This is a genomic window from Sanguibacter hominis ATCC BAA-789 (genome assembly GCF_012396185.1).
Lineage (GTDB): Bacteria > Actinomycetota > Actinomycetes > Actinomycetales > Cellulomonadaceae > Flavimobilis > Flavimobilis hominis.
This window is the reverse complement of record NZ_JAAXOW010000002.1, coordinates 155,781-173,057: the sequence shown is the minus strand read 5'-3', so window position 1 is coordinate 173,057 and position 17,277 is coordinate 155,781. Positions and strand designations below refer to the sequence as shown.

General features: G+C 71.1%; 16 protein-coding genes. 4 read left to right on the top strand and 12 right to left on the bottom strand.

Annotation, left to right across the window (positions count from 1 at the left end; translation table 11 throughout):
* Position 1: 1 nt before the first annotated feature.
* The 3 genes from HF995_RS07295 to HF995_RS07285 are packed head-to-tail and all read left to right on the top strand — an operon-like array spanning position 2 to position 1,841.
* Positions 2-898 carry a metal ABC transporter permease gene (locus HF995_RS07295; protein WP_168447164.1) on the top strand — a complete coding sequence of 299 codons (897 nt, stop codon included), beginning with the start codon at positions 2-4 and terminating at the stop codon, positions 896-898.
* A 5-nt stretch (positions 899-903) separates the two neighbouring features.
* Positions 904-1,281, top strand: coding sequence for a Fur family transcriptional regulator (locus tag HF995_RS07290; RefSeq protein WP_168447163.1), 378 nt, complete (start codon positions 904-906; stop codon positions 1,279-1,281).
* Positions 1,278-1,841 (top strand): DedA family protein, encoded by a 564-nt coding sequence (locus tag HF995_RS07285; protein ID WP_286189392.1) that lies wholly within the window; start codon positions 1,278-1,280, stop codon positions 1,839-1,841. The genes HF995_RS07290 and HF995_RS07285 overlap by 4 nt, the downstream gene beginning before the upstream one ends.
* Here the strand turns inward: HF995_RS07285 and HF995_RS07280 are convergent.
* From HF995_RS07280 to HF995_RS07240, 9 genes are all read right to left on the bottom strand, one after another.
* A complete protein-coding gene (locus HF995_RS07280) occupies positions 1,802-2,620 on the bottom strand; it encodes an isoprenyl transferase (RefSeq protein WP_168447162.1) in 819 nt (272 codons plus the stop codon). The two genes, HF995_RS07285 and HF995_RS07280, sit on opposite strands and share 40 nt — an antisense overlap.
* Complete coding sequence (recO, locus tag HF995_RS07275; RefSeq protein WP_168447161.1) at positions 2,621-3,406, bottom strand: DNA repair protein RecO; 786 nt, start codon at positions 3,404-3,406, stop codon at positions 2,621-2,623.
* Positions 3,407-3,540: 134 nt separating this feature from the next.
* Positions 3,541-5,295, bottom strand: coding sequence for a 2-isopropylmalate synthase (gene leuA / locus HF995_RS07270; RefSeq protein WP_168447160.1), 1,755 nt, complete (start codon positions 5,293-5,295; stop codon positions 3,541-3,543).
* A gap of 221 nt (positions 5,296-5,516) precedes the next feature.
* A complete protein-coding gene (locus HF995_RS07265; protein WP_168447159.1) occupies positions 5,517-7,466 on the bottom strand; it encodes a variant leucine-rich repeat-containing protein in 1,950 nt (649 codons plus the stop codon).
* A gap of 113 nt (positions 7,467-7,579) precedes the next feature.
* Positions 7,580-9,499: a DUF7937 domain-containing protein gene (locus HF995_RS07260; RefSeq protein WP_168447158.1), complete on the bottom strand. Its 1,920-nt coding sequence runs from the start codon at positions 9,497-9,499 to the stop codon at positions 7,580-7,582.
* A 139-nt stretch (positions 9,500-9,638) separates the two neighbouring features.
* Positions 9,639-10,577 (bottom strand): GTPase Era, encoded by a 939-nt coding sequence (gene era / locus HF995_RS07255; RefSeq protein ID WP_168447157.1) that lies wholly within the window; start codon positions 10,575-10,577, stop codon positions 9,639-9,641.
* Complete coding sequence (locus HF995_RS07250) at positions 10,574-11,917, bottom strand: hemolysin family protein (protein WP_168447156.1); 1,344 nt, start codon at positions 11,915-11,917, stop codon at positions 10,574-10,576. The genes era and HF995_RS07250 overlap by 4 nt, the downstream gene beginning before the upstream one ends.
* Positions 11,914-12,366: an rRNA maturation RNase YbeY gene (gene ybeY, locus HF995_RS07245; RefSeq protein WP_168447155.1), complete on the bottom strand. Its 453-nt coding sequence runs from the start codon at positions 12,364-12,366 to the stop codon at positions 11,914-11,916. The genes HF995_RS07250 and ybeY overlap by 4 nt, the downstream gene beginning before the upstream one ends.
* Complete coding sequence (locus HF995_RS07240; RefSeq protein ID WP_168447154.1) at positions 12,363-13,478, bottom strand: PhoH family protein; 1,116 nt, start codon at positions 13,476-13,478, stop codon at positions 12,363-12,365. Before HF995_RS07240 ends, ybeY begins: the two co-directional genes overlap by 4 nt.
* Positions 13,479-13,623: 145 nt before the next feature.
* On the opposite strand from HF995_RS07240, the gene HF995_RS07235 reads away from it, so the two are divergent.
* Positions 13,624-14,124 (top strand): Gmad2 immunoglobulin-like domain-containing protein, encoded by a 501-nt coding sequence (locus tag HF995_RS07235; RefSeq protein ID WP_168447153.1) that lies wholly within the window; start codon positions 13,624-13,626, stop codon positions 14,122-14,124.
* A gap of 29 nt (positions 14,125-14,153) precedes the next feature.
* On the opposite strand, the gene HF995_RS07230 is transcribed toward HF995_RS07235, so the two are convergent.
* From HF995_RS07230 to hrcA, 3 genes are read right to left on the bottom strand one after another with little or no spacing between them, the layout of a single operon-like run.
* On the bottom strand, positions 14,154-14,927 hold the full coding sequence (locus HF995_RS07230; RefSeq protein ID WP_168447152.1) for a 16S rRNA (uracil(1498)-N(3))-methyltransferase: 774 nt from the start codon (positions 14,925-14,927) through the stop codon (positions 14,154-14,156).
* Between the two features lie 27 nt (positions 14,928-14,954).
* Positions 14,955-16,067: a molecular chaperone DnaJ gene (gene dnaJ, locus HF995_RS07225; RefSeq protein WP_168447151.1), complete on the bottom strand. Its 1,113-nt coding sequence runs from the start codon at positions 16,065-16,067 to the stop codon at positions 14,955-14,957.
* A 60-nt stretch (positions 16,068-16,127) separates the two neighbouring features.
* Positions 16,128-17,147, bottom strand: a complete 1,020-nt coding sequence (gene hrcA / locus HF995_RS07220) for a heat-inducible transcriptional repressor HrcA (RefSeq protein ID WP_168447150.1) — start codon at positions 17,145-17,147, stop codon at positions 16,128-16,130.
* Positions 17,148-17,277 lie beyond the last annotated feature (130 nt).

Sequence of the window (17,277 nt, the reverse complement as noted above, 5' to 3'; positions counted from 1 at the left end):
CATGGAGATCGTCGAGATGCTCCAGACGCCGCTCATGCAGCGCGCGCTCCTCGCCGCCCTGCTCGTGGGCGTCGTGGCCCCCGTCATGGGCACGTACCTCGTCCAGCGCAAGCTCTCGCTCCTCGGCGACGGCATCGGTCACGTCGCCCTCACGGGCGTCGCGCTCGGGTGGCTCGTCGGCGCCGGGCTGGGCCTCACGCAGGACGCCCTCGCGATCCCCGGTGCGGTCGTCACGGCGATCATCGGGGCCATCGGCATCGAGGTCGTGCGGGAACGAGGCCGCACGAGCGGCGACGTCGCGCTCGCCCTCCTGTTCTACGGCGGCATCGCGGGCGGTGTGCTCATCATCGAGCTCGCCGGCGGGCAGAGCTCGAACCTCATGACCTACCTGTTCGGTTCGATCTCCGTCGTCACGACGACGGACCTCGTCCTGACCGCGGTCCTCGCCCTCGTCGTCCTCGGTCTCGGGCTGGGGCTGCGCACCGCGCTCTTCGCCGTCTCGCAGGACGAGGAGTTCGCGCGCGCGTCCGGCCTGCCCGTCCGGTTCCTCAACATCGCGATCGCCGTGATGTCTGCGCTCACCGTGACCGTCGCGATGCGCGTCGTCGGGCTGCTCCTCGTCTCCGCGCTCATGATCGTGCCCGTCGCGATCGCGCAGCTCGTCACGAAGTCCTTCGTCTGGACGATGCGGCTCGCGATCATGACCGGCGTCGTCATCTGCGTCGTCGGGCTCTCCCTCACCTACTGGGTCAACGTGTCGCCGGGTGCGATGATCGTCGTGCTCGCGATCGCCGTGTACGCGGTCGTCGCGGTGGCCAGCCCCTTGCTCGCGCGGCGACGGGGGCACCACGACCCCCACCCGGACGTCACGTCCGACGTCATCCTGGAGGCACCGTGAGACGTATGACGCGGCAGCGCGCCGCCATCTGGGACACGCTCGGCCAGACCGACGAGTTCCGCTCCGCCCAGCAGCTGCACGACGCGCTCGGCGAGCGCGGCGAGAGCATCGGGCTCGCAACCGTCTACCGGGCGCTGCAGGCGCTCGCCGAGAGCGAGGACGTCGACGTCCTGCGGACAGCCGACGGCGAGAACCTGTTCCGCCGGTGCGCCCGGAGCGAGCACCATCACCACCTCGTGTGCCGCTCGTGCGGGCGCACCGTCGAGATCGACGGGCCGACCGTCGAGGCCTGGGCCGCGCTCGTGGGCGACTCCCACGGTTTCCGGGAAATCGAGCACACGATCGAGCTGTTCGGGACCTGCGAGACCTGCGCCCAGGCATGACACTTCCCGCCGCCGTCACGGCCGGGCTCCTGCCCGACGCCCACACGAGCCCCTTCTGGGTGCTGTTCGTGACGTTCGGCGGCATCGCGTTCATCCGCAACCAGGCGTTCTACTGGATCGCGCGCAGCATCACGACGCGCGCGCTCACCCAGACGGCAGACCGACCGACGCGCTTCCCGCGCTTCCGCGGCTGGATCGAGGGCGGCGGTACGGACCGCGGCGTCGCCGCGATCCACCGGTGGGGCGTCGCGATCGTGCCGGCGAGTTATCTGCTCCCCGGCACCAAGACGGTCGTCAACACGGCCGCAGGCGTCACCCGGATGCCGTTCGCCCGCTACCTCCCGGCGATGATCCTCGGCTGCGCGGCGCACGGTGTCATCTACGCGACGATCGGCTGGGCTGCCTGGACGTCGCTCGTCGCCGCGTTCGCCGGCTCGCCCTGGGGGCTCGCCGCGCTCCTCGCCCTCACGGCGATCGTCGTCGCGCACGTCGTCCGCCGCCGTGCACGACGACGCGCGGCTCAGGCCGGCTCGACGGGCGCGTCGACCGCCGCACCGTAGCGACGGTCCCGCCGCGCGTACTCCTCGACCGCGCGCCACAGCGTGCGACGGTCGAAGTCCGGCCAGGGCTCCGGGAAGAACACGAGCTCGGCATAAGCCGACTGCCACAGCATGAAGTTCGACGTCCGCTGCTCGCCCGAGCTCCGGAGGAACAGGTCGACGTCGGGCAGGTCAGGCTCGTCGAGGAACCGCTGCACGGTGCGCTCCGTGATCCGCTCCGGGTCGAGACGCCCCGCTGCGACCTCGCGGCCGATCGCCTTCGCCGCATCCGCGATCTCGGCGCGCCCGCCGTAGTTGACGCACATCGTCAGCGTGCACACGTCGTTGCCCAGGGTGCGACGCTCAGCCTCTTCGAGCTCCTTGATGACCGAGCGCCACAGCCGGGGGCGACGGCCCGACCACCTCACCCGGACGCCCCACTCGTCGAGCGTGTCCCGCTGACGGCGCAGGACGTCGCGCGAGAAGCCCATGAGGAAGCGCACCTCCTCGGGGGACCGCTTCCAGTTCTCGGTCGAGAAGGCGTACGCCGACACGTGCTTGACCCCGATGTCGATCGCACCCGCGACGACGTCGAGGAGCGCAGCCTCGCCGGCGGCGTGGCCAGCCGTGCGCGGAAGACCGCGCGCGTTGGCCCACCGGCCGTTGCCGTCCATGACGACGGCGACGTGCTGCGGCACGAGCTCGGGCGGTACCGACGGCGCGACCTCACCCGAGGGGTGCGGTGGCGGCGGCACCGGCTGGCGCGTGCCGGCGGGGCGGGCAGACGAGGACCTGGCCATCTAGCGGGCCTCCACGGGTCGGTGAGCGGGAGCTGTGGGTGCCGAGCGGTCGCGGTCGTCGCGGTCGACCATGCGCAGGGAGCGCAGCGTCCGCTCGAGGTGGAACTGGCTGTACGCGGCGACCAGACCGCTCGCCTCGCGACGGTGCCGTTCCTCGGCGAGCACGGCGTTCGCCCAGTCACCCGCGAGCAGCGCAGCGAGCAGCGCGAACGTCTCGGGAGCCGGCGCGGTCGACCCGGGCGGGCGGCACCGGCTGCACACGGCCCCGCCGGAGGCGACCGAGAACGCGTGGTGTGGTCCAGGCGTGCCGCACAGCGCACACTCGGTGAAGCTCGGCGCCCAGCCGCCGACGGCGAGGGCGCGCAAGAGGTACGAGTCGAGGACCAGGCCCGGGTCCTGGCGTCGCTCCGCGAGCGAGCGCACGGCCCCGACGAGCAGCCAGAACTGCGGGAGGGACGGCTCCCGCTCGTCGGCGACGAGCCTGTCCGCCGTCTCGAGCATGACGGTGCCAGCCGTGTAGAGCGCATAGTCCTCGCACACGGGCCGTGCGAAGGCACCGAGCGTGTCGGCCTGCGTCACGACGTCGAGCGACCGGCCGACATGGAGCTGGAGGTCGACGTACATGAAGGGCTCGAGGCGTGCGCCGAAGCGTGACGACGTCCTGCGCACGCCCTTGCCCACGGCGCGCACCTTCCCGTGCTCGCGCGTCAGGAGCGTGACGATGCGGTCTGCCTCGCCCAGCTTCTGGGCGCGCAGGACGATCGCTTCGTCTCGATACAGGGGCACCTGACCATTGTCCGCCATCCCTCTGCCACGAGCCGTCAGGAGCTCGTGCGCGCCGCGCACCTTCGCAGGTCCTCCCCGCGCACGACACCGGCCGGCCCCCTGTTGCGGGGACCTGCCGGCATCGACAGGCTGCGTCAGGCGCGACCCTTGCGGTTGATCGCGGAGATGATCGCCTTGAGCGACGCCGTCGTGATCGACGGGTCGATGCCGACACCCCAGAGGACCTCGCCGTCGACCTCGCACTCGACATAGGCCGCGGCGGTCGCGTCGCCGCCCTCGGACAGCGCGTGCTCCGCATAGTCGAGGACCTTGACGTTGACGTCCACCTTGCTGAGCGCGTCGACGAAGGCGGCGATGGGGCCGTTGCCCGCGCCCTCGAGCGTGACCGCGCGGCCACGGTCGACGAGGTCGGCCTCGATCGTGTCGGTCCCACCCTCGACGCTCGCGGCGCGCGTACCGCGCAGCGAGAAGCGTCCCCACGGCTCGAGCGGGCCGCCGGGCTCGGCCGGGAGGTACTCGTCGGCGAAGATCTGCCAGATGTCGTCGCCGCTGACCTCGCGGCCCTCGCCGTCGGTCACCCCCTGGACGACGCGCGAGAACTCGATCTGCAGACGACGCGGCAGGTCGAGGTGGCGCTCCGACTTGAGCAGGTAGGCGATGCCTCCCTTGCCGGACTGCGAGTTGACGCGGATGACCGCCTCGTAGGAGCGGCCGACATCCTTGGGGTCGATCGGCAGGTAGGGCACGGCCCAGACGAGGTCGTCGATCGTCCGCCCTTCGGCTGCGGCGCGCTGCTCGAGCGCCTCGAGGCCCTTCTTGATCGCGTCCTGGTGCGAGCCCGAGAACGCGGTGAACACGAGGTCGCCCGCATACGGGTGGCGCTCGTGGACGTCGATCTGGTTGCAGTACTCGACCGTGCGGCGGATCTCGTCGATGTCGGAGAAGTCGACCTCCGGGTCGATGCCCTGCGAGAACAGGTTCATGCCGAGGGTGACCAGGTCGACGTTCCCGGTACGCTCGCCGTTGCCGAAGAGGCAGCCCTCGATGCGGTCCGCACCGGCCTGGTAGCCGAGCTCGGCGGCGGCGACGGCGGTACCCCGGTCGTTGTGCGGGTGCAGCGAGAGGATGACGTTCTCCCGCTGCGCGAGATTGCGGTTCATCCACTCGATCGAGTCGGCATACACGTTGGGCGTGGCCATCTCGACGGTCGCCGGGAGGTTGATGATGACCTTGCGCTCGGGCGTCGGTTCGAAGACCTCGATGACGGCGTTGCAGATGCGCGCGGCGAACTCGAGCTCGGTCCCGGTGTAGGACTCGGGCGAGTACTCGTAGAAGACGGTCGTGCCGGGGACCGTGTCCTCGTACTTTTTGCAGAGCTTGGCGCCGTCGACCGCGACGTCGATGATCCCTTCCTCGTCGAGGCGGAACACGACCTCCCGCTGGAGGATCGACGTCGAGTTGTACAGGTGCACGATCGCCTGCTTGGCGCCCGCGATCGCCTCGTAGGTGCGGGCGATGAGGTGCTCACGTGCTTGCGTGAGGACCTGGATGACGACGTCGTCCGGGATCAGGTCTTCCTCGATGAGCATCCGCACGAAGTCGTAGTCCGTCTGGGACGCGGACGGGAACCCGACCTCGATCTCCTTGTAGCCCATGTCGACGAGCAGCTGGAACATCTTGAGCTTGCGCTCGGGGTTCATCGGCTCGATGAGCGCCTGGTTGCCGTCGCGGAGGTCGACGGCGCACCAGCGGGGTGCCTGGGTGATCGCGCGGTCCGGCCAGGTGCGGTCAGGGACGTGCACCGCGATCTGCTGCTGGAACGGGACGTACTTCTGGGTCGGCATCCCGGAGGGGTTCTGCGGGCCTCCGGGGAAGATCTGCTTCGTCATCTCTGAGTGTCCTTCGTACTGGTGCTGCTCGATGCGTCTGAGACGTCCGGTCGGCACCACGACCACCGCGACGAGGTTCCGACCGTTTCAGGCCTCGTCGCGGCAGGGAAGGAGCAGCAGGCGCTGCGCAGCCGAGCACATGTGTGTCACTGTACCCCTCTGCGCAGCGCCTGCTTCGTCTCGTTCACGAGACCAAAAGCTGTCGATCGTCGAGACGGGCCCTACTGGCCTGCGCCGCCGAAGGCGTCAGCGATCTCTTCCTCGCTGAGGTTCTCGCCGAACAGGTCGGCAATCTCCTCGTCGGTGAGGGGGGCATCGCTCGTGCCGTCTGCGCTGTCACCCAGGACGTCGTCGCCCTGCGGGAGGTCGCTCAGCCCAGAGCCGTCGGTCAATCCGTCGAGGCCGGTACCGTCCTCGTAGCCGTAGCTCGTCCCCGGCAGACCGCCGAGCGAGCCGAGCATCGCGAAGCCGGGCTGCTCCTGGATGTAGGCCATGAGGGCGGTGGTCTGCTCCTCGATCCATGTCTGGTCGTCGAGCTTGCCCTCCTTCTGGAGCTTCACCATCGCGTTGCCCATCGCCGTCGACGAGTCGACGAGCGACGAGATGGGGCTCAGGAACCACGAGCCCCCCTCGGAGAGGGCGACCAGGCTGGCATCCTGCATGCCCATCTCCTTGATGAGCGGCGCCTTGTCGACGCAGATCTCGCCCGAGCCCATCCCAGACACGTCGAGCTTCACGCAGGTCGGGTCAAGGGTGACGTTCGCGGTCTGGCCCTGGTCGCTGTAGGAGATCTTGAACCCGTCGAACACGACCTTGGCGACAGCGGCGTCCTTGGACCGCTCGGCGAAGCCGTTCTCGATCGTGAGACCCGCGAGGTCGGTGCCGTCGTGCTTCGGGAGGTACAGGGCGGCGAGGCGGCGCTCTGCGAGCGGGAGGGCGACCGCGAGGTCCTGCGGGTCGCCGCTCTTCATGTAGGCGAGCGTCGCGTCCACGAGTCCCGAGGCCGCAGCCGTGGGCGAGTCGAAGCCCTTGACGGCCGAGGCCGCCGGGAGGGTGCCACGCGTCCCGCCTGCGCTCTCGAGCGCGTACTCGGCGAGGGTGAGGTACGGGCTGACGTACCAGGAGCCCTCCTCCTCGACCGCGACGACGTACGCCTTCTGGCCGTCGAGGTCGGCGATGTCGCCCTTCGCGGGCAGCGACTCGTCGAGGTCCGCCTTGATCTCCGCCTTCGTCTCCTCCTTGTCGGGGAGCTCGAGCGGGAAGGCGCCCGACATGCTGCTGCCGAGCGCACTCGACGAGACCTCGTAGACGAGATCCGCGACCTCGGTCGCGATCTTGTCCGTGTCGCCGTCGAGCGAGAACGAGCCGGCGTCGAGATAGACCTTGGCGACACCCTCCGCGATCGACTCGGAGCGCACCTCGAGCCCGGTCACGTCGAGCGTGACCGCGTCGAGGACCGCTTGGTAGCTGTCCAACGCCGACTGGTACTCGTCGTTGCCCTCGGCGTTCTCGACGAACGAGTCGTACTGCGCCTTGATGTGGCTGACCTCGGCAGGTGACAACGAGCCGTACATCGCGAGGATGTCCTTGTCGGTCGCGCTCTCGACCAGCTTGGTGACGGCTGCCTCCGGCGAGTCCGAGCCACCGATCTTGTCGAAGATCAGCGTCTTGGCCGCCCAGGCGCCGCCGCCGAGCACGAGGACACCGGCAGCGACGGCGCCGCCGACGACGAGACCACGGCGTGACCGCCGCTCGGGCGCACCCGAGTCATAGCTGACGACGCCTGGCCCGCCCGCGCCGGCGTAGCCGCCAGCCTGGCCCTGCCACGCCGCCGCTCCCGGCTGAGGCTGAGGTGCCGACCATCCCTGCACGGCGGGTTGTGCCTGAGCGCTCCAGGCCTGCTCGGCGCCAGGCTGCTGCTGCGGGGCCCAGCCCGGGGCGCCCGCGGCCGGTGCTCCGGCCGCACCGGCCGCGGGGGCCGACGTGCGCGCGGCGATCGCAGCGTTGACCTGGGGGTCGCCGAACGCACCGAGCCACGTGAGCAGCTCCGGGTAGGCCGACGGGTTCGCGGCGATCGTCGCGCGAAGGTCCGGACGCTCGTAGGCGATGCGGGCGAGCGTCTCGCCCGGAGTCCGCGGGTCCGCGGCCTGCTGCTGGATCTGGTCGGTCATGCTGTGTTCTCCCCTGTCATGCGGACACGCTCGTCCGGCTCACCGTCTCGTCAGCCGTGCCCATGCTCCCACAGGGGGCGCCAGGACGGCGCCCCCTGCGGGAGGTTTCTGAGTCAGTTCACCCGAGCGGCGAGAGCCGCGTCGACCTCAGGGTCGCCCAGCTGCCCGAGCCACTCGAGGAGTGCCGGGTAGGTGGTCGGGTTCGACGCGACCGCAGCCCTCAGGGTCGGGGCGTCCTGGACGATCTGGGCGAGAGTCGCTGCAGGGGTCGACGGGTCGGCCGCCTGGGCCCACGTGAACCCACCCTCCTCCCGACCGGCCTGGTCGATCGGGTCGCTCAGCGCGACCTTCTCGGTCGGAGAGACGATCTCGTGCGCTTCAGGTGCACCGATCTCCGTCGACGTCGCGGCGGGCAGGACCGTCGTCGTCTCCTGTGCCGAGGGCACCTCGGCGGGCGCCGCAGGCGCGGGCGACTCGACGGGCACCATGCCGTAACCGCTCGAGTCGGGCGCGAGGGCCGGGGCGGTCGGGGACGACTGCGCGGGGGCGGGTGCGCCCTGAGGCGCTGGCGGGTAGCCGACCTCGTGCCCGCTCACGGCGGACGGGTACGACGCCTGAGCAGGAGCCGGGCGGGCCGCCTGCGGTCGCTCGGGGCGCGGCGTCCAGCGGTACGCGGCCGAGCCGTCCCCCGGCCGGGGCGTCCGCGGGTTCGCCGCGAGGTACTCACGGACCGGGTCCGGGACCGTCAGTGCGAGGATCACCGCGGCCGGCAGGACGAGCGCGATGGCGAGCCTGATGACAAGGAACGGCAGGAAGACGCGCAGCGGACCGCCGGTCATGCCGAGCAGCACGCACCCGGTGACGAGCGAGGCACCCATGAGCACGAGGACCGTGCCACGCGAGTCTGCGGGGCTCTTGCGCCCCACGGTCGACAGCGCACCGAGGGCGAGGCCTGCGATCAGCAGGAGGACGACCGCCGCCGGGACGAGATCGGCGACACGGCTCCCGGTGATCCAGATCTGCAGCACGCTCGCCACCGCGAGGACGACCGCGAGCAGCGCCTGCAGCAGGAGCGTCACGCGGACGGACTCGAACCAGGCGACCGCGACGTTCTGCGTCGCCCTGCGACGCACCGCGGGGCTAGCCGCCAGGACGGCGACCGCGGGCAGGAGGAACAGCCCGAACCCGTTCGGCAAGAAGAGGACGTCCCGCAGCGGGTGGAGGGTCTCGACGAGCGACCGGACCTGGTCGCCGTCCGTCACGAACAGGACCAGCACGTGCGCGACGGCGAGAGCGACGAGCGCACGCGACCAGGCGATCGTCCGACCGAGGGCGGCGGCAAGGACCGGAGCGAGCAGCGCCAGGGCGACCAGCGTCGTCGCCACCAGGGCGATGACGACGCTCGTACGGTTGCCCGACGACGTGCGCGACGAGATCTCGACGACGTACAGGACGATCCATGCGAGCAGGCCGATCCCCGAGACGGCGGCGACGAGCGCGGCGACGCGCGACCACGTCGACGTCGCGGCGCGGTCCTGCTCGACGGGGCCGAGCTCGCTCGCTCGCGGGGTCGCCGCGAGGAGCGCACCCGCGAGCCCGAGGGCGGCAGCTGCGCCGACCCCTTCGAGGCGCGACCGCACAGCGGCGTCGAGAACGACCTGCGCCACGACCGCAAGGATGTACGGAAGGTTGAGCAGGACGCGCGCGCGACGCGTCGTGTGCACCGTCCACGACGCCGGCAGCGCCCCGAAGCGCGCGAGGTACGGCAGCGCGAGCGACACGACCGACAGAAGCGTCGGTGCGAGCACCCACGCGACGCCGGCCGCGCTCTCGCCCGCACCGTTCCAGACGAGCTGGAGCGACACGAGGAGCAGCAGGGCGCTCACGATGTCACGCACATAGTCGGAGTCGGGGACGCCCGCGAACGGCTTCGCCGGGGCCTGGGCCTCCGTCAGGTCGATCACGTCCGTGGCTGCCGCGGGCGGCGGATAGCCGTGCTGGTCCGGTGTCGGAGTGTCGTGCTGCTCGCTCATGAGGCTTCTTTCTCTCGAACATGGAGCCCGCCGCCTGCGTACGACGACGACTGGCCGCCCCGAATCTAGCGAGGATCAGCCGCCCTCGCGCGGCGAGACGCCCGGCGGGTGAACGGTGGACGCCGTCGCGCCGTTGTGGTCAGAAGCCGAGACGGCCGAGCTGCTTCGGGTCGCGCTGCCAGTCCTTCGCGACCTTGACGTGCAGATCGAGGTAGACCCTGCTGCCCAGCAGGCGCTCGATCCCCTGGCGTGCCCGGGTGCCGACGTCACGCAGGCGCGCGCCACCCTTGCCGATGATGATCGCCTTCTGCGAGTCCCGCTCGACGAACAGGTTGACGCGCACGTCGACGAGCGGATCGTCCTTGCGACCGCCCTCCCTCGGGACGATCTCGTCGACCACGACGGCGAGCGAGTGCGGGAGCTCGTCGCGCACCCCCTCGAGCGCCGCCTCGCGCACGAGCTCGGCGACCATGACGGCCTCGGGCTCGTCGGTCAGCTCGCCGTCCGGGTAGAGCATCGGGCCGACGGGCAGCCGCGACACGAGGACGTCCGCGAGCTCGTCGACCTGGTAGCCGCCGACGGCAGAGACAGGGACGATGTCCGCCCAGTCACCGAGCGCCGAGACAGCCAGGAGCTGGTCCGCGAGCTCCTGCCGGGAGACCTTGTCCGCCTTCGTGACCGCGGCGACGACCGGCGTGGGCCGCCGGCCGCGCATCAGGGCCGCGAGCTCGCTCGCGATGAACCTGTCGCCCGGGCCCACCTTCTGGTCCGCCGGCAGGCAGAAGACGATCACGTCGACCTCCGTCAACGTGTCCCGCACGAGCGTGTTGAGCCGCTCGCCGAGCAGCGTGCGCGGACGGTGCAGCCCAGGGGTGTCGACGAGCACGAGCTGCGCGTCGTCGCGGTGCACGATGCCGCGGATCGTGTGCCGCGTCGTCTGCGGACGACCCGACGTGATCGCGACCTTCTCGCCGACGAGCGCGTTCGTCAGGGTGGACTTGCCCGCGTTCGGGCGCCCCACGAGGCAGGCGAAGCCGGAGCGGAACTCCCCGGCGTCGTTCGAGGGCTTGCGGCTCATGAGTCACTCCTGCGGTCGTTGCGGTCGGCACGGTCGTGCCGCGACGCGCGCTGCTCGCGCTGGTCGCTGTCGCTGTGGTCGTTCTCGGGCGGCGCCACCCGGTGGGCAAGGATGGTCGAGACGCGCTTGCGTCTGCCCTCGACACGTTCCGCGACGAGGTGCACGCCCGAGACCTCCGCGTGCGAGCCGAGGAGCGGAACCCGGCCCAGGGCCTTGGCGAGGAGCCCCGCGACCGTGTCGACGTCGTCGTCCTCGAGCTCGAGGCCGAGGAGCTCGCCCAGCTCCCAGAGGTTCGTGCGGGCGGGCACGCGGTACTCGCCCGGGCCGGTCTCGACGATCTCCGCCGCGTCCGGGTCGTGCTCGTCGGTCACCTCGCCGACGATCTCCTCGATCGCGTCCTCCATCGTCACGAGGCCAGCGGTGCCGCCGTACTCGTCGACGACGAGCGCCATGTGCGAGCGCGACTCCTGCAGGTCGCGCAGCAGGTCGTCGACAGGCTTCGACTCGGGCACGAAGTGCGCGGGACGCATGACGTCCTCGACGGTTGTCGTCGCCTCAGCCGGGTCCACCACCCCCGAGACCGGGTCTCCGTGCAGGCGGTCGACGACGTCCTTGAAGTAGACGACGCCGCGGACGTCGTCCTCGGAGTCTCCGACGACGGGGACACGGGAGAAGCCCGAACGCTGGAAGAGCCGCAGGACGCTGGGCAGCAGCGTCGTCGTCGGGGTCGTGACCATGTCGGTGCGCGGCACCATGACCTCGCGCGTGAGCGTGCTGCCGAGACCGAAGACGGAGCGGATCAGCTCGCGCTCCTCCTCCTCGATCACCTCGGACTCGTTGACGCGGTCGACCATCTCCTGGAGCTCGTGCTCGCCGACGTCCTCCGACGACGAGATCGACGTCCCGGCCGTCCAGCCGGCCAGTCTCAAGGCAGCCAGCAGCAGGGGTCCGAGCGCCACGAGCACGCTCGCAGGGTGCCGCCGACCGAAGGAGCGCGGGCTCAGCCGCACGAGGACGAGCGCGACGAGCGACGAGATGACGACAGCAAGGCCGAGCACGTGCCACCAGACGTCGAGCGCATGCTCGAGGCTCAGGGTGATGCACGCGGTCGCAGTCATCTCGGCGACGATGCGCCAGAACGCCGCAGCGGACGCCGTCCGCCGCGGATCGACGACGAGGGCCGCAGCCCTGCGGCCTGCCTTCGTGCCGTTCTCCGCGACCTCGGCCATCGACGACCGGGTGACGCGCTGGACGGCGACCTCGCCCGAGCTCAGGAGTGCGGCCAGCACGATCCCGAGCGTCGCGCCGACGAGCAGCGCGGGGACCGGGACCTCGCTCATCGACTCGCGAGGAACGTCAGCAGCAGCTTGCGCTGGAGGGCGAACATCTCCTTCTCCTCCTCCGGCTCCGCGTGGTCGAACCCGAGGAGGTGCAAGATCCCGTGCGTCGTCAGCAGCAGCATCTCCTCGATCGTCGAGTGGCCGGCCACCTTCGCCTGCTGCGCGGCAACCTCGGGACACAGCACGACGTCGCCGAGGAGGCCTGCGGGCGTCACGTCGCCCTCACGGCCGGGCCGCAGCTCGTCCATCGGGAACGACAGGACGTCGGTCGGCCCAGGCTCGTCCATCCACTGCACGTGCAGCTCGGTCATGACGTCCGTGCCGACCATGAGGATCGACAGCTCCGTCTGCGGGTGCAGGTGCATCGCGTCGAGGACGTAGCGGGCGAGCGCGGCGAACTCCGCCTCGTCGACCTCGAAGCCCGACTCGTTGTTGACCTCGATCGTCATGCGTGCCTCTCCTGGCTCTCCGGGCGGGTGCGTTCTGGTCGGCCGGACGGCCGGGTGGTGGGCTGTGCGGCCTGCTTCTCGACGTCCCACCGGGCATACGCCTCGATGATCTCGCCGACGAGTCGGTGGCGGACGACGTCCTCGCTCGTGAGGTGGCAGAACTCGACGTCGTCGACACCGCTCAGGACGTCCTCGACGACCCGCAGCCCGGAGCGGACGCCGCCCGGGAGGTCCACCTGCGTGATGTCGCCCGTGACGACCATCGTCGAGCCGAAGCCGAGGCGGGTGAGGAACATCTTCATCTGGTCGGGCGTCGTGTTCTGCGCCTCGTCGAGGATGATGAACGCGTCGTTCAGGGTGCGCCCACGCATGTACGCGAGCGGTGCGACCTCGATCGTGCCGGACTCCATGAGCCGCGGGATCGACTCCGGGTCGATCATGTCGTGCAGCGCGTCGTACAGCGGACGCAGGTAGGGGTCGATCTTGTCGGTGAGCGTGCCGGGCAGGAACCCGAGCCGCTCCCCCGCCTCGACCGCGGGCCGCGTCAGCACGAGGCGGCTGACCTTCTTCGCCTGGAGCGCCTGGACGGCGGTCGCCATGGCGAGGTACGTCTTGCCGGTACCGGCCGGCCCGATGCCGAACGTGACGGTCGACGACGCGATCGCGTCGACGTAGCGCTTCTGCCCGAGCGTCTTGGGGCGGATCGTCCGGCCGCGGTTCGACACGATGTCGTGGCTGAGCACCTCGGCGGGACGCGGTGCACCCTGCGAGGCGAGCATCGCGACCGATCGCGTCACCACGTCGGGGCTGAGCGGCGTGCCAGCCTCCGCGAGCTCGACGAGCTCGTCGACGAGGCGGACGGCGAGCGCGACGTCACCGGCCGGGCCGCTCACCGTGATCTGGTTGCCACGCGCGTGCACGTCGACACGCTCGAAGCCCTCCTCGATCGCTCTGAGCACGCCGTCCTGCGGGCCGAGGAGGGCGACCATGTCGACCTGCGGCGGGACGACGATCCGGTGCTCGAGGCGTGCACCGGCACGCGTCCGGGGGCGAGCGGGAGCTGCGTCGTCGTCGGGGCGTCCCGGTCCTGCTGTTGCTGTGGTCTCTGGCATGGGCCGGCCTGAGCCGTCGTCCTCCGCGCTGGTGCGTCCTGGTCACGAGCAGTCTACCGACGCCGTGCCGTGTCGACCGCCCCGCGGGGACGACCTCCTGGCAGAGTGGGTGCACGGCCATGTCCGCACACGCTCTGGAGGCACCATGTCCCGCTCGACCGTCCGCTCCGCGCTCGTCGTCGCGCTGCTCGTCGGGTCTCTCGCCGCGTGCGCAGACGAGTCGACGCCTGCCGCGACGGACCCGACGTCGACGGCAGCCACGACGACCCCGGCTCCGACGACGGCACCCGCTCCCACGACGACGTCGCCCGAGGCCGAGCCGACCCCCGGGCAGTCCGCGACGAACGGGACGACGGTCCTCACCTCGCCCGTCGACGGCGCCGTCGTCACCGGACCGAGCGTCGCCATCACGGGCGAGGCGACCGCGTTCGAGGGCAACCTCAGCTGGGTCGTCTATGCGGAGGGCGGTTCGCTCGAGGAGCCTTCGCAGGAAGGCAGCACCATGACGGGCGCGAACGGCGAGGTCGGGCCCTTCGAGACTACGGTCGACCTCGAGCCCGGCACCTGGACGGTCGCCGTCTTCGAGTCGTCAGCGATGGACGGTCAGCCGCTCAACCTCGTCTCGGCGACGATCACGGTCAAGTGACGCGCTGAGCCGCTGGCTCTAGCGGTCGCTCAGCGACCGCCCCAGAACCCCAGCCGGTCCGCGAGGAGCGCGAGCGCCACGGGCCCTGCGGTCGAGGTGCGCAGGACGTGCGGACCCAGCAGGACGGGCTGTGCGCCCGCCTCGGTGAGCTCTGCAAGCTCCTCGCCGGCGATGCCGCCTTCTGGCCCGACGACGACGAGCACCTGAGCCTCGGCGGCCGGTTCCGGGACGTTCGCGGCGGAGATCGGCGTCGTCGCCTCCTCGTGCAGGACGAGAACAGCGCCCCCACCCGACACGACCTCGGCGGTGCGCGCGGCGAGGCGCGACGTCGTCAGCGCCTCCTCCACCTCGGGGACCCGCGCGCGGCGCGCCTGCTTCGTGGCGGTGCGGACGGTCGCGACCCAGCGGGCTCGCGAGCGCGCGGCGCGGTCGCCGCGCCACACGACGATCGACCGTGACGCCTGCCACGGGATCACACAGTCGACGCCGACCTCGGTCGCGGCCTCGATCGCGAGCTCGTCGCGGTCCCCCTTGGCGAGGGCCTGGACGAGCACGAGGCGCGGGGCCGGGTCGCGGTCGCGGCACACCTCGTCGACCTCGAGGGTCACCTGAGAGTCGTGGACGTCGCGGATCGTGCAACGCAGGCGGAGGCCCTCGCCGTCGACCACGTCGATCTGCTCGCCAGCACGGCGTCGTTGGACGACACCCGCGTGCCGGCCCTCCGGTCCGTCGAGCACGTACACCGACCCGGCGGGGTACTGCTCGAGGCGGGCGGACTCAGCCAGGAATACCGGAGCGCTCATCTGCGCACCCTCTCACGTCGAGTGCGGTCAGCGGCCTGCGATCTTCTCACGCAGCCGGGCGAAGACGCCCGGGTGCGCGGCCGAGACCTTCGCCTCGGGCTTCTCCTCTCCGCGCAGCGCGGCGAGACGGCGCAGGAGCTCGGCCTGCTCCTCGTCGAGCGAGGTGGGGACGACGACGTCGACGTGGACCTCGAGGTCGCCGCGACCGCCGACGTGCAGGTGACCGACGCCAAGGTTGCGCAGGGTGACGGTGTCACCGGGCTGCGTGCCGGGCGGGCACACGACCTCCTGGAGCCCGTCGAGGGTCTCGAGCTCGATCGTCGTGCCGAGCGCGGCTGCCGTCATCGGGATCTCGAGCGTGCAGTGCAGGTCGTCGCCGCGGCGGATGAAGCGCTCGTGCTTCTTCTCGCGGATCTCGACGTAGATGTCGCCGGCAGGGCCACCGGCGGGGCCCGCCTCACCCTGGCCGGTCATCTTGATCCGGGTACCCGTGTCTACACCGGCGGGGACCTCGACGACGAGCGTGCGGCGGCTGCGCACGCGGCCCTCGCCCGCGCAGTCCGGGCACGGCTCGGGGACGGTCGTGCCGTGGCCCTGGCAGGCTGAGCACGGCGCGGTCGTCATGACCTGGCCGAGGAAGGAACGTGCGACCCGCTGGACCGAGCCCCGGCCGCCGCACACCTCACAGGTGCGGACTGACGTCCCCGGTCGGCAGCACGAGCCGCCGCACGTGCTGCAGACGACAGCCGTGTCGACGGGCAGCTCGCGGCGCGTGCCGAACGTCGCCTCTGCGAGGTCGATGTCGAGGCGGACGAGCGCGTCCTGGCCGCGGCGCGAGCGCGGCACCGGACCACGCTGCGCCTGGCCGCCACCGAAGAACGTCTCGAAGATGTCCTGGAAGCCGAACGCGCCACCCTGGCCGCCGCCGGGCGAGGACGGGTCGGTGCCCATGTCATACGACTGGCGCTTGTCCGGGCTGCCCAGAACCTCGTACGCGCGAGTCACGTCCTTGAACCGGTCCTCGGCGTCCGCCCCGGCGACGTCCGGGTGGAGCTCGCGCGCGAGCTTGCGGTAGGCCTTCTTGATCTGGTCCTGGGTCGCGTCACGCGGGACGCCGAGGATCTCGTAGTAGTCCGTCACGAAGCTGCTTCCTGGTGGTGGGTCGAGGGTGGCGCGTTCCCGCAGCGCGGGCGCGTCCGGTCAGGTGGCGAGGATGCGTGTGAGATAGCGGGCGACCGCGCGCACGGAGGCGATCGTCCCCGGGTAGTCCATCCGGGTCGGACCGATCGAGCCGAGGAGCGCGACCGAGTCACCCTCAGTACCGTAACCGGTGCTGACGACAGAGGTGACGGAGAGCCCGGCATGCTGCGTCTCATGACCGATGCGCACGGCCACGCCGCGCGAGTCCTCGGACATCTCGGTGAGCAGGCCGAGCAGGACGACCTCCTCCTCGAGCGCCTCGAGGACGGGCCGCAGCGAGCTTTCGAGCCCGGCGTCGCTGCGCGCAAGGTTGGATGCTCCGGAGAGGACGATGCGCTCCTCCGTCTCCTCTGCGAGGGTGTCGGCAAGGAGGTCGAAGATCTCCTGGACGAGCGGTCGCTGCGTCTCGTCGAACTGCTCGAGCAGGCCGGGCAACGCCTCCCGGATCTCCGGGAGCCGCCGTCCGAGGACGGCCGCGTTGAGGCGGCCGCGGACGATCGCGATCAGCGCCTCGTCGACGTCCTCGCTCAGGGACAGGGTGCGCTGCTCGACGCGGCCCGTGTCCGTGATGATGACGACGAGCAGGCGGCTGCCGGGAACCGGGACGAGCTCGAGGTGGCGCAGCCCCGACCGCCGGAGCGACGGGTACTGCACGACGGCGACCTGCTGCGTGAGGTGAGCGAGGAGTCGCGAGGCCCGGAAGATCACGTCGTCGAGGTCGACGGCTTGGTCGAGGAACACGGAGATCGCGCGGCGCTCGGGCCGCGAGAGGGGCTTGACCTCCGCAAGCTGGTCGACGAAGAGCCGGTAGCCGCGGTCGGTCGGGACGCGACCTGCCGACGTGTGAGGCTGCGCGATCAGGCCCTCTTCCTCGAGCGCCGCCATGTCGTTGCGGATCGTCGCCGGAGACACGCCGAGGCTGTGCCGCTCGGCGAGAAGCTTCGAGCCCACGGGCTCGCGCGTCGTCACATAGTCCTCGACGATCGCACGCAGCACGTCGAGCCTGCGCTCTGAGCTCATCTTGCGCCGCCTCCTCCGTCGCGCCGGACCGATCCCGGGGCGCCAGCTGTTCGCACTCCCGGCCTTCGAGTGCCAATCTTAACGGGCCGCGCGATGTTGGGACGGCGGTCTTCGTCACGCTGTGCGCGAA

What these genes read in the sequence shown, in the direction of transcription:
- HF995_RS07295 (WP_168447164.1), top strand. Translation starts at nt 2, where the DNA reads ATGGAGATCGTCGAGATGCTCCAGACGCCGCTCATGCAGCGCGCGCTC.
- HF995_RS07290 (WP_168447163.1), top strand. Translation starts at nt 904, where the DNA reads ATGACGCGGCAGCGCGCCGCCATCTGGGACACGCTCGGCCAGACCGAC.
- HF995_RS07285 (WP_286189392.1), top strand. Translation starts at nt 1,278, where the DNA reads ATGACACTTCCCGCCGCCGTCACGGCCGGGCTCCTGCCCGACGCCCAC.
- HF995_RS07280 (WP_168447162.1), bottom strand. Translation starts at nt 2,620, where the DNA reads ATGGCCAGGTCCTCGTCTGCCCGCCCCGCCGGCACGCGCCAGCCGGTG.
- leuA (WP_168447160.1), bottom strand. Translation starts at nt 5,295, where the DNA reads ATGACGAAGCAGATCTTCCCCGGAGGCCCGCAGAACCCCTCCGGGATG.
- HF995_RS07265 (WP_168447159.1), bottom strand. Translation starts at nt 7,466, where the DNA reads ATGACCGACCAGATCCAGCAGCAGGCCGCGGACCCGCGGACTCCGGGC.
- HF995_RS07260 (WP_168447158.1), bottom strand. Translation starts at nt 9,499, where the DNA reads ATGAGCGAGCAGCACGACACTCCGACACCGGACCAGCACGGCTATCCG.
- era (WP_168447157.1), bottom strand. Translation starts at nt 10,577, where the DNA reads ATGAGCCGCAAGCCCTCGAACGACGCCGGGGAGTTCCGCTCCGGCTTC.
- HF995_RS07250 (WP_168447156.1), bottom strand. Translation starts at nt 11,917, where the DNA reads ATGAGCGAGGTCCCGGTCCCCGCGCTGCTCGTCGGCGCGACGCTCGGG.
- ybeY (WP_168447155.1), bottom strand. Translation starts at nt 12,366, where the DNA reads ATGACGATCGAGGTCAACAACGAGTCGGGCTTCGAGGTCGACGAGGCG.
- HF995_RS07240 (WP_168447154.1), bottom strand. Translation starts at nt 13,478, where the DNA reads ATGCCAGAGACCACAGCAACAGCAGGACCGGGACGCCCCGACGACGAC.
- HF995_RS07235 (WP_168447153.1), top strand. Translation starts at nt 13,624, where the DNA reads ATGTCCCGCTCGACCGTCCGCTCCGCGCTCGTCGTCGCGCTGCTCGTC.
- HF995_RS07230 (WP_168447152.1), bottom strand. Translation starts at nt 14,927, where the DNA reads ATGAGCGCTCCGGTATTCCTGGCTGAGTCCGCCCGCCTCGAGCAGTAC.
- hrcA (WP_168447150.1), bottom strand. Translation starts at nt 17,147, where the DNA reads ATGAGCTCAGAGCGCAGGCTCGACGTGCTGCGTGCGATCGTCGAGGAC.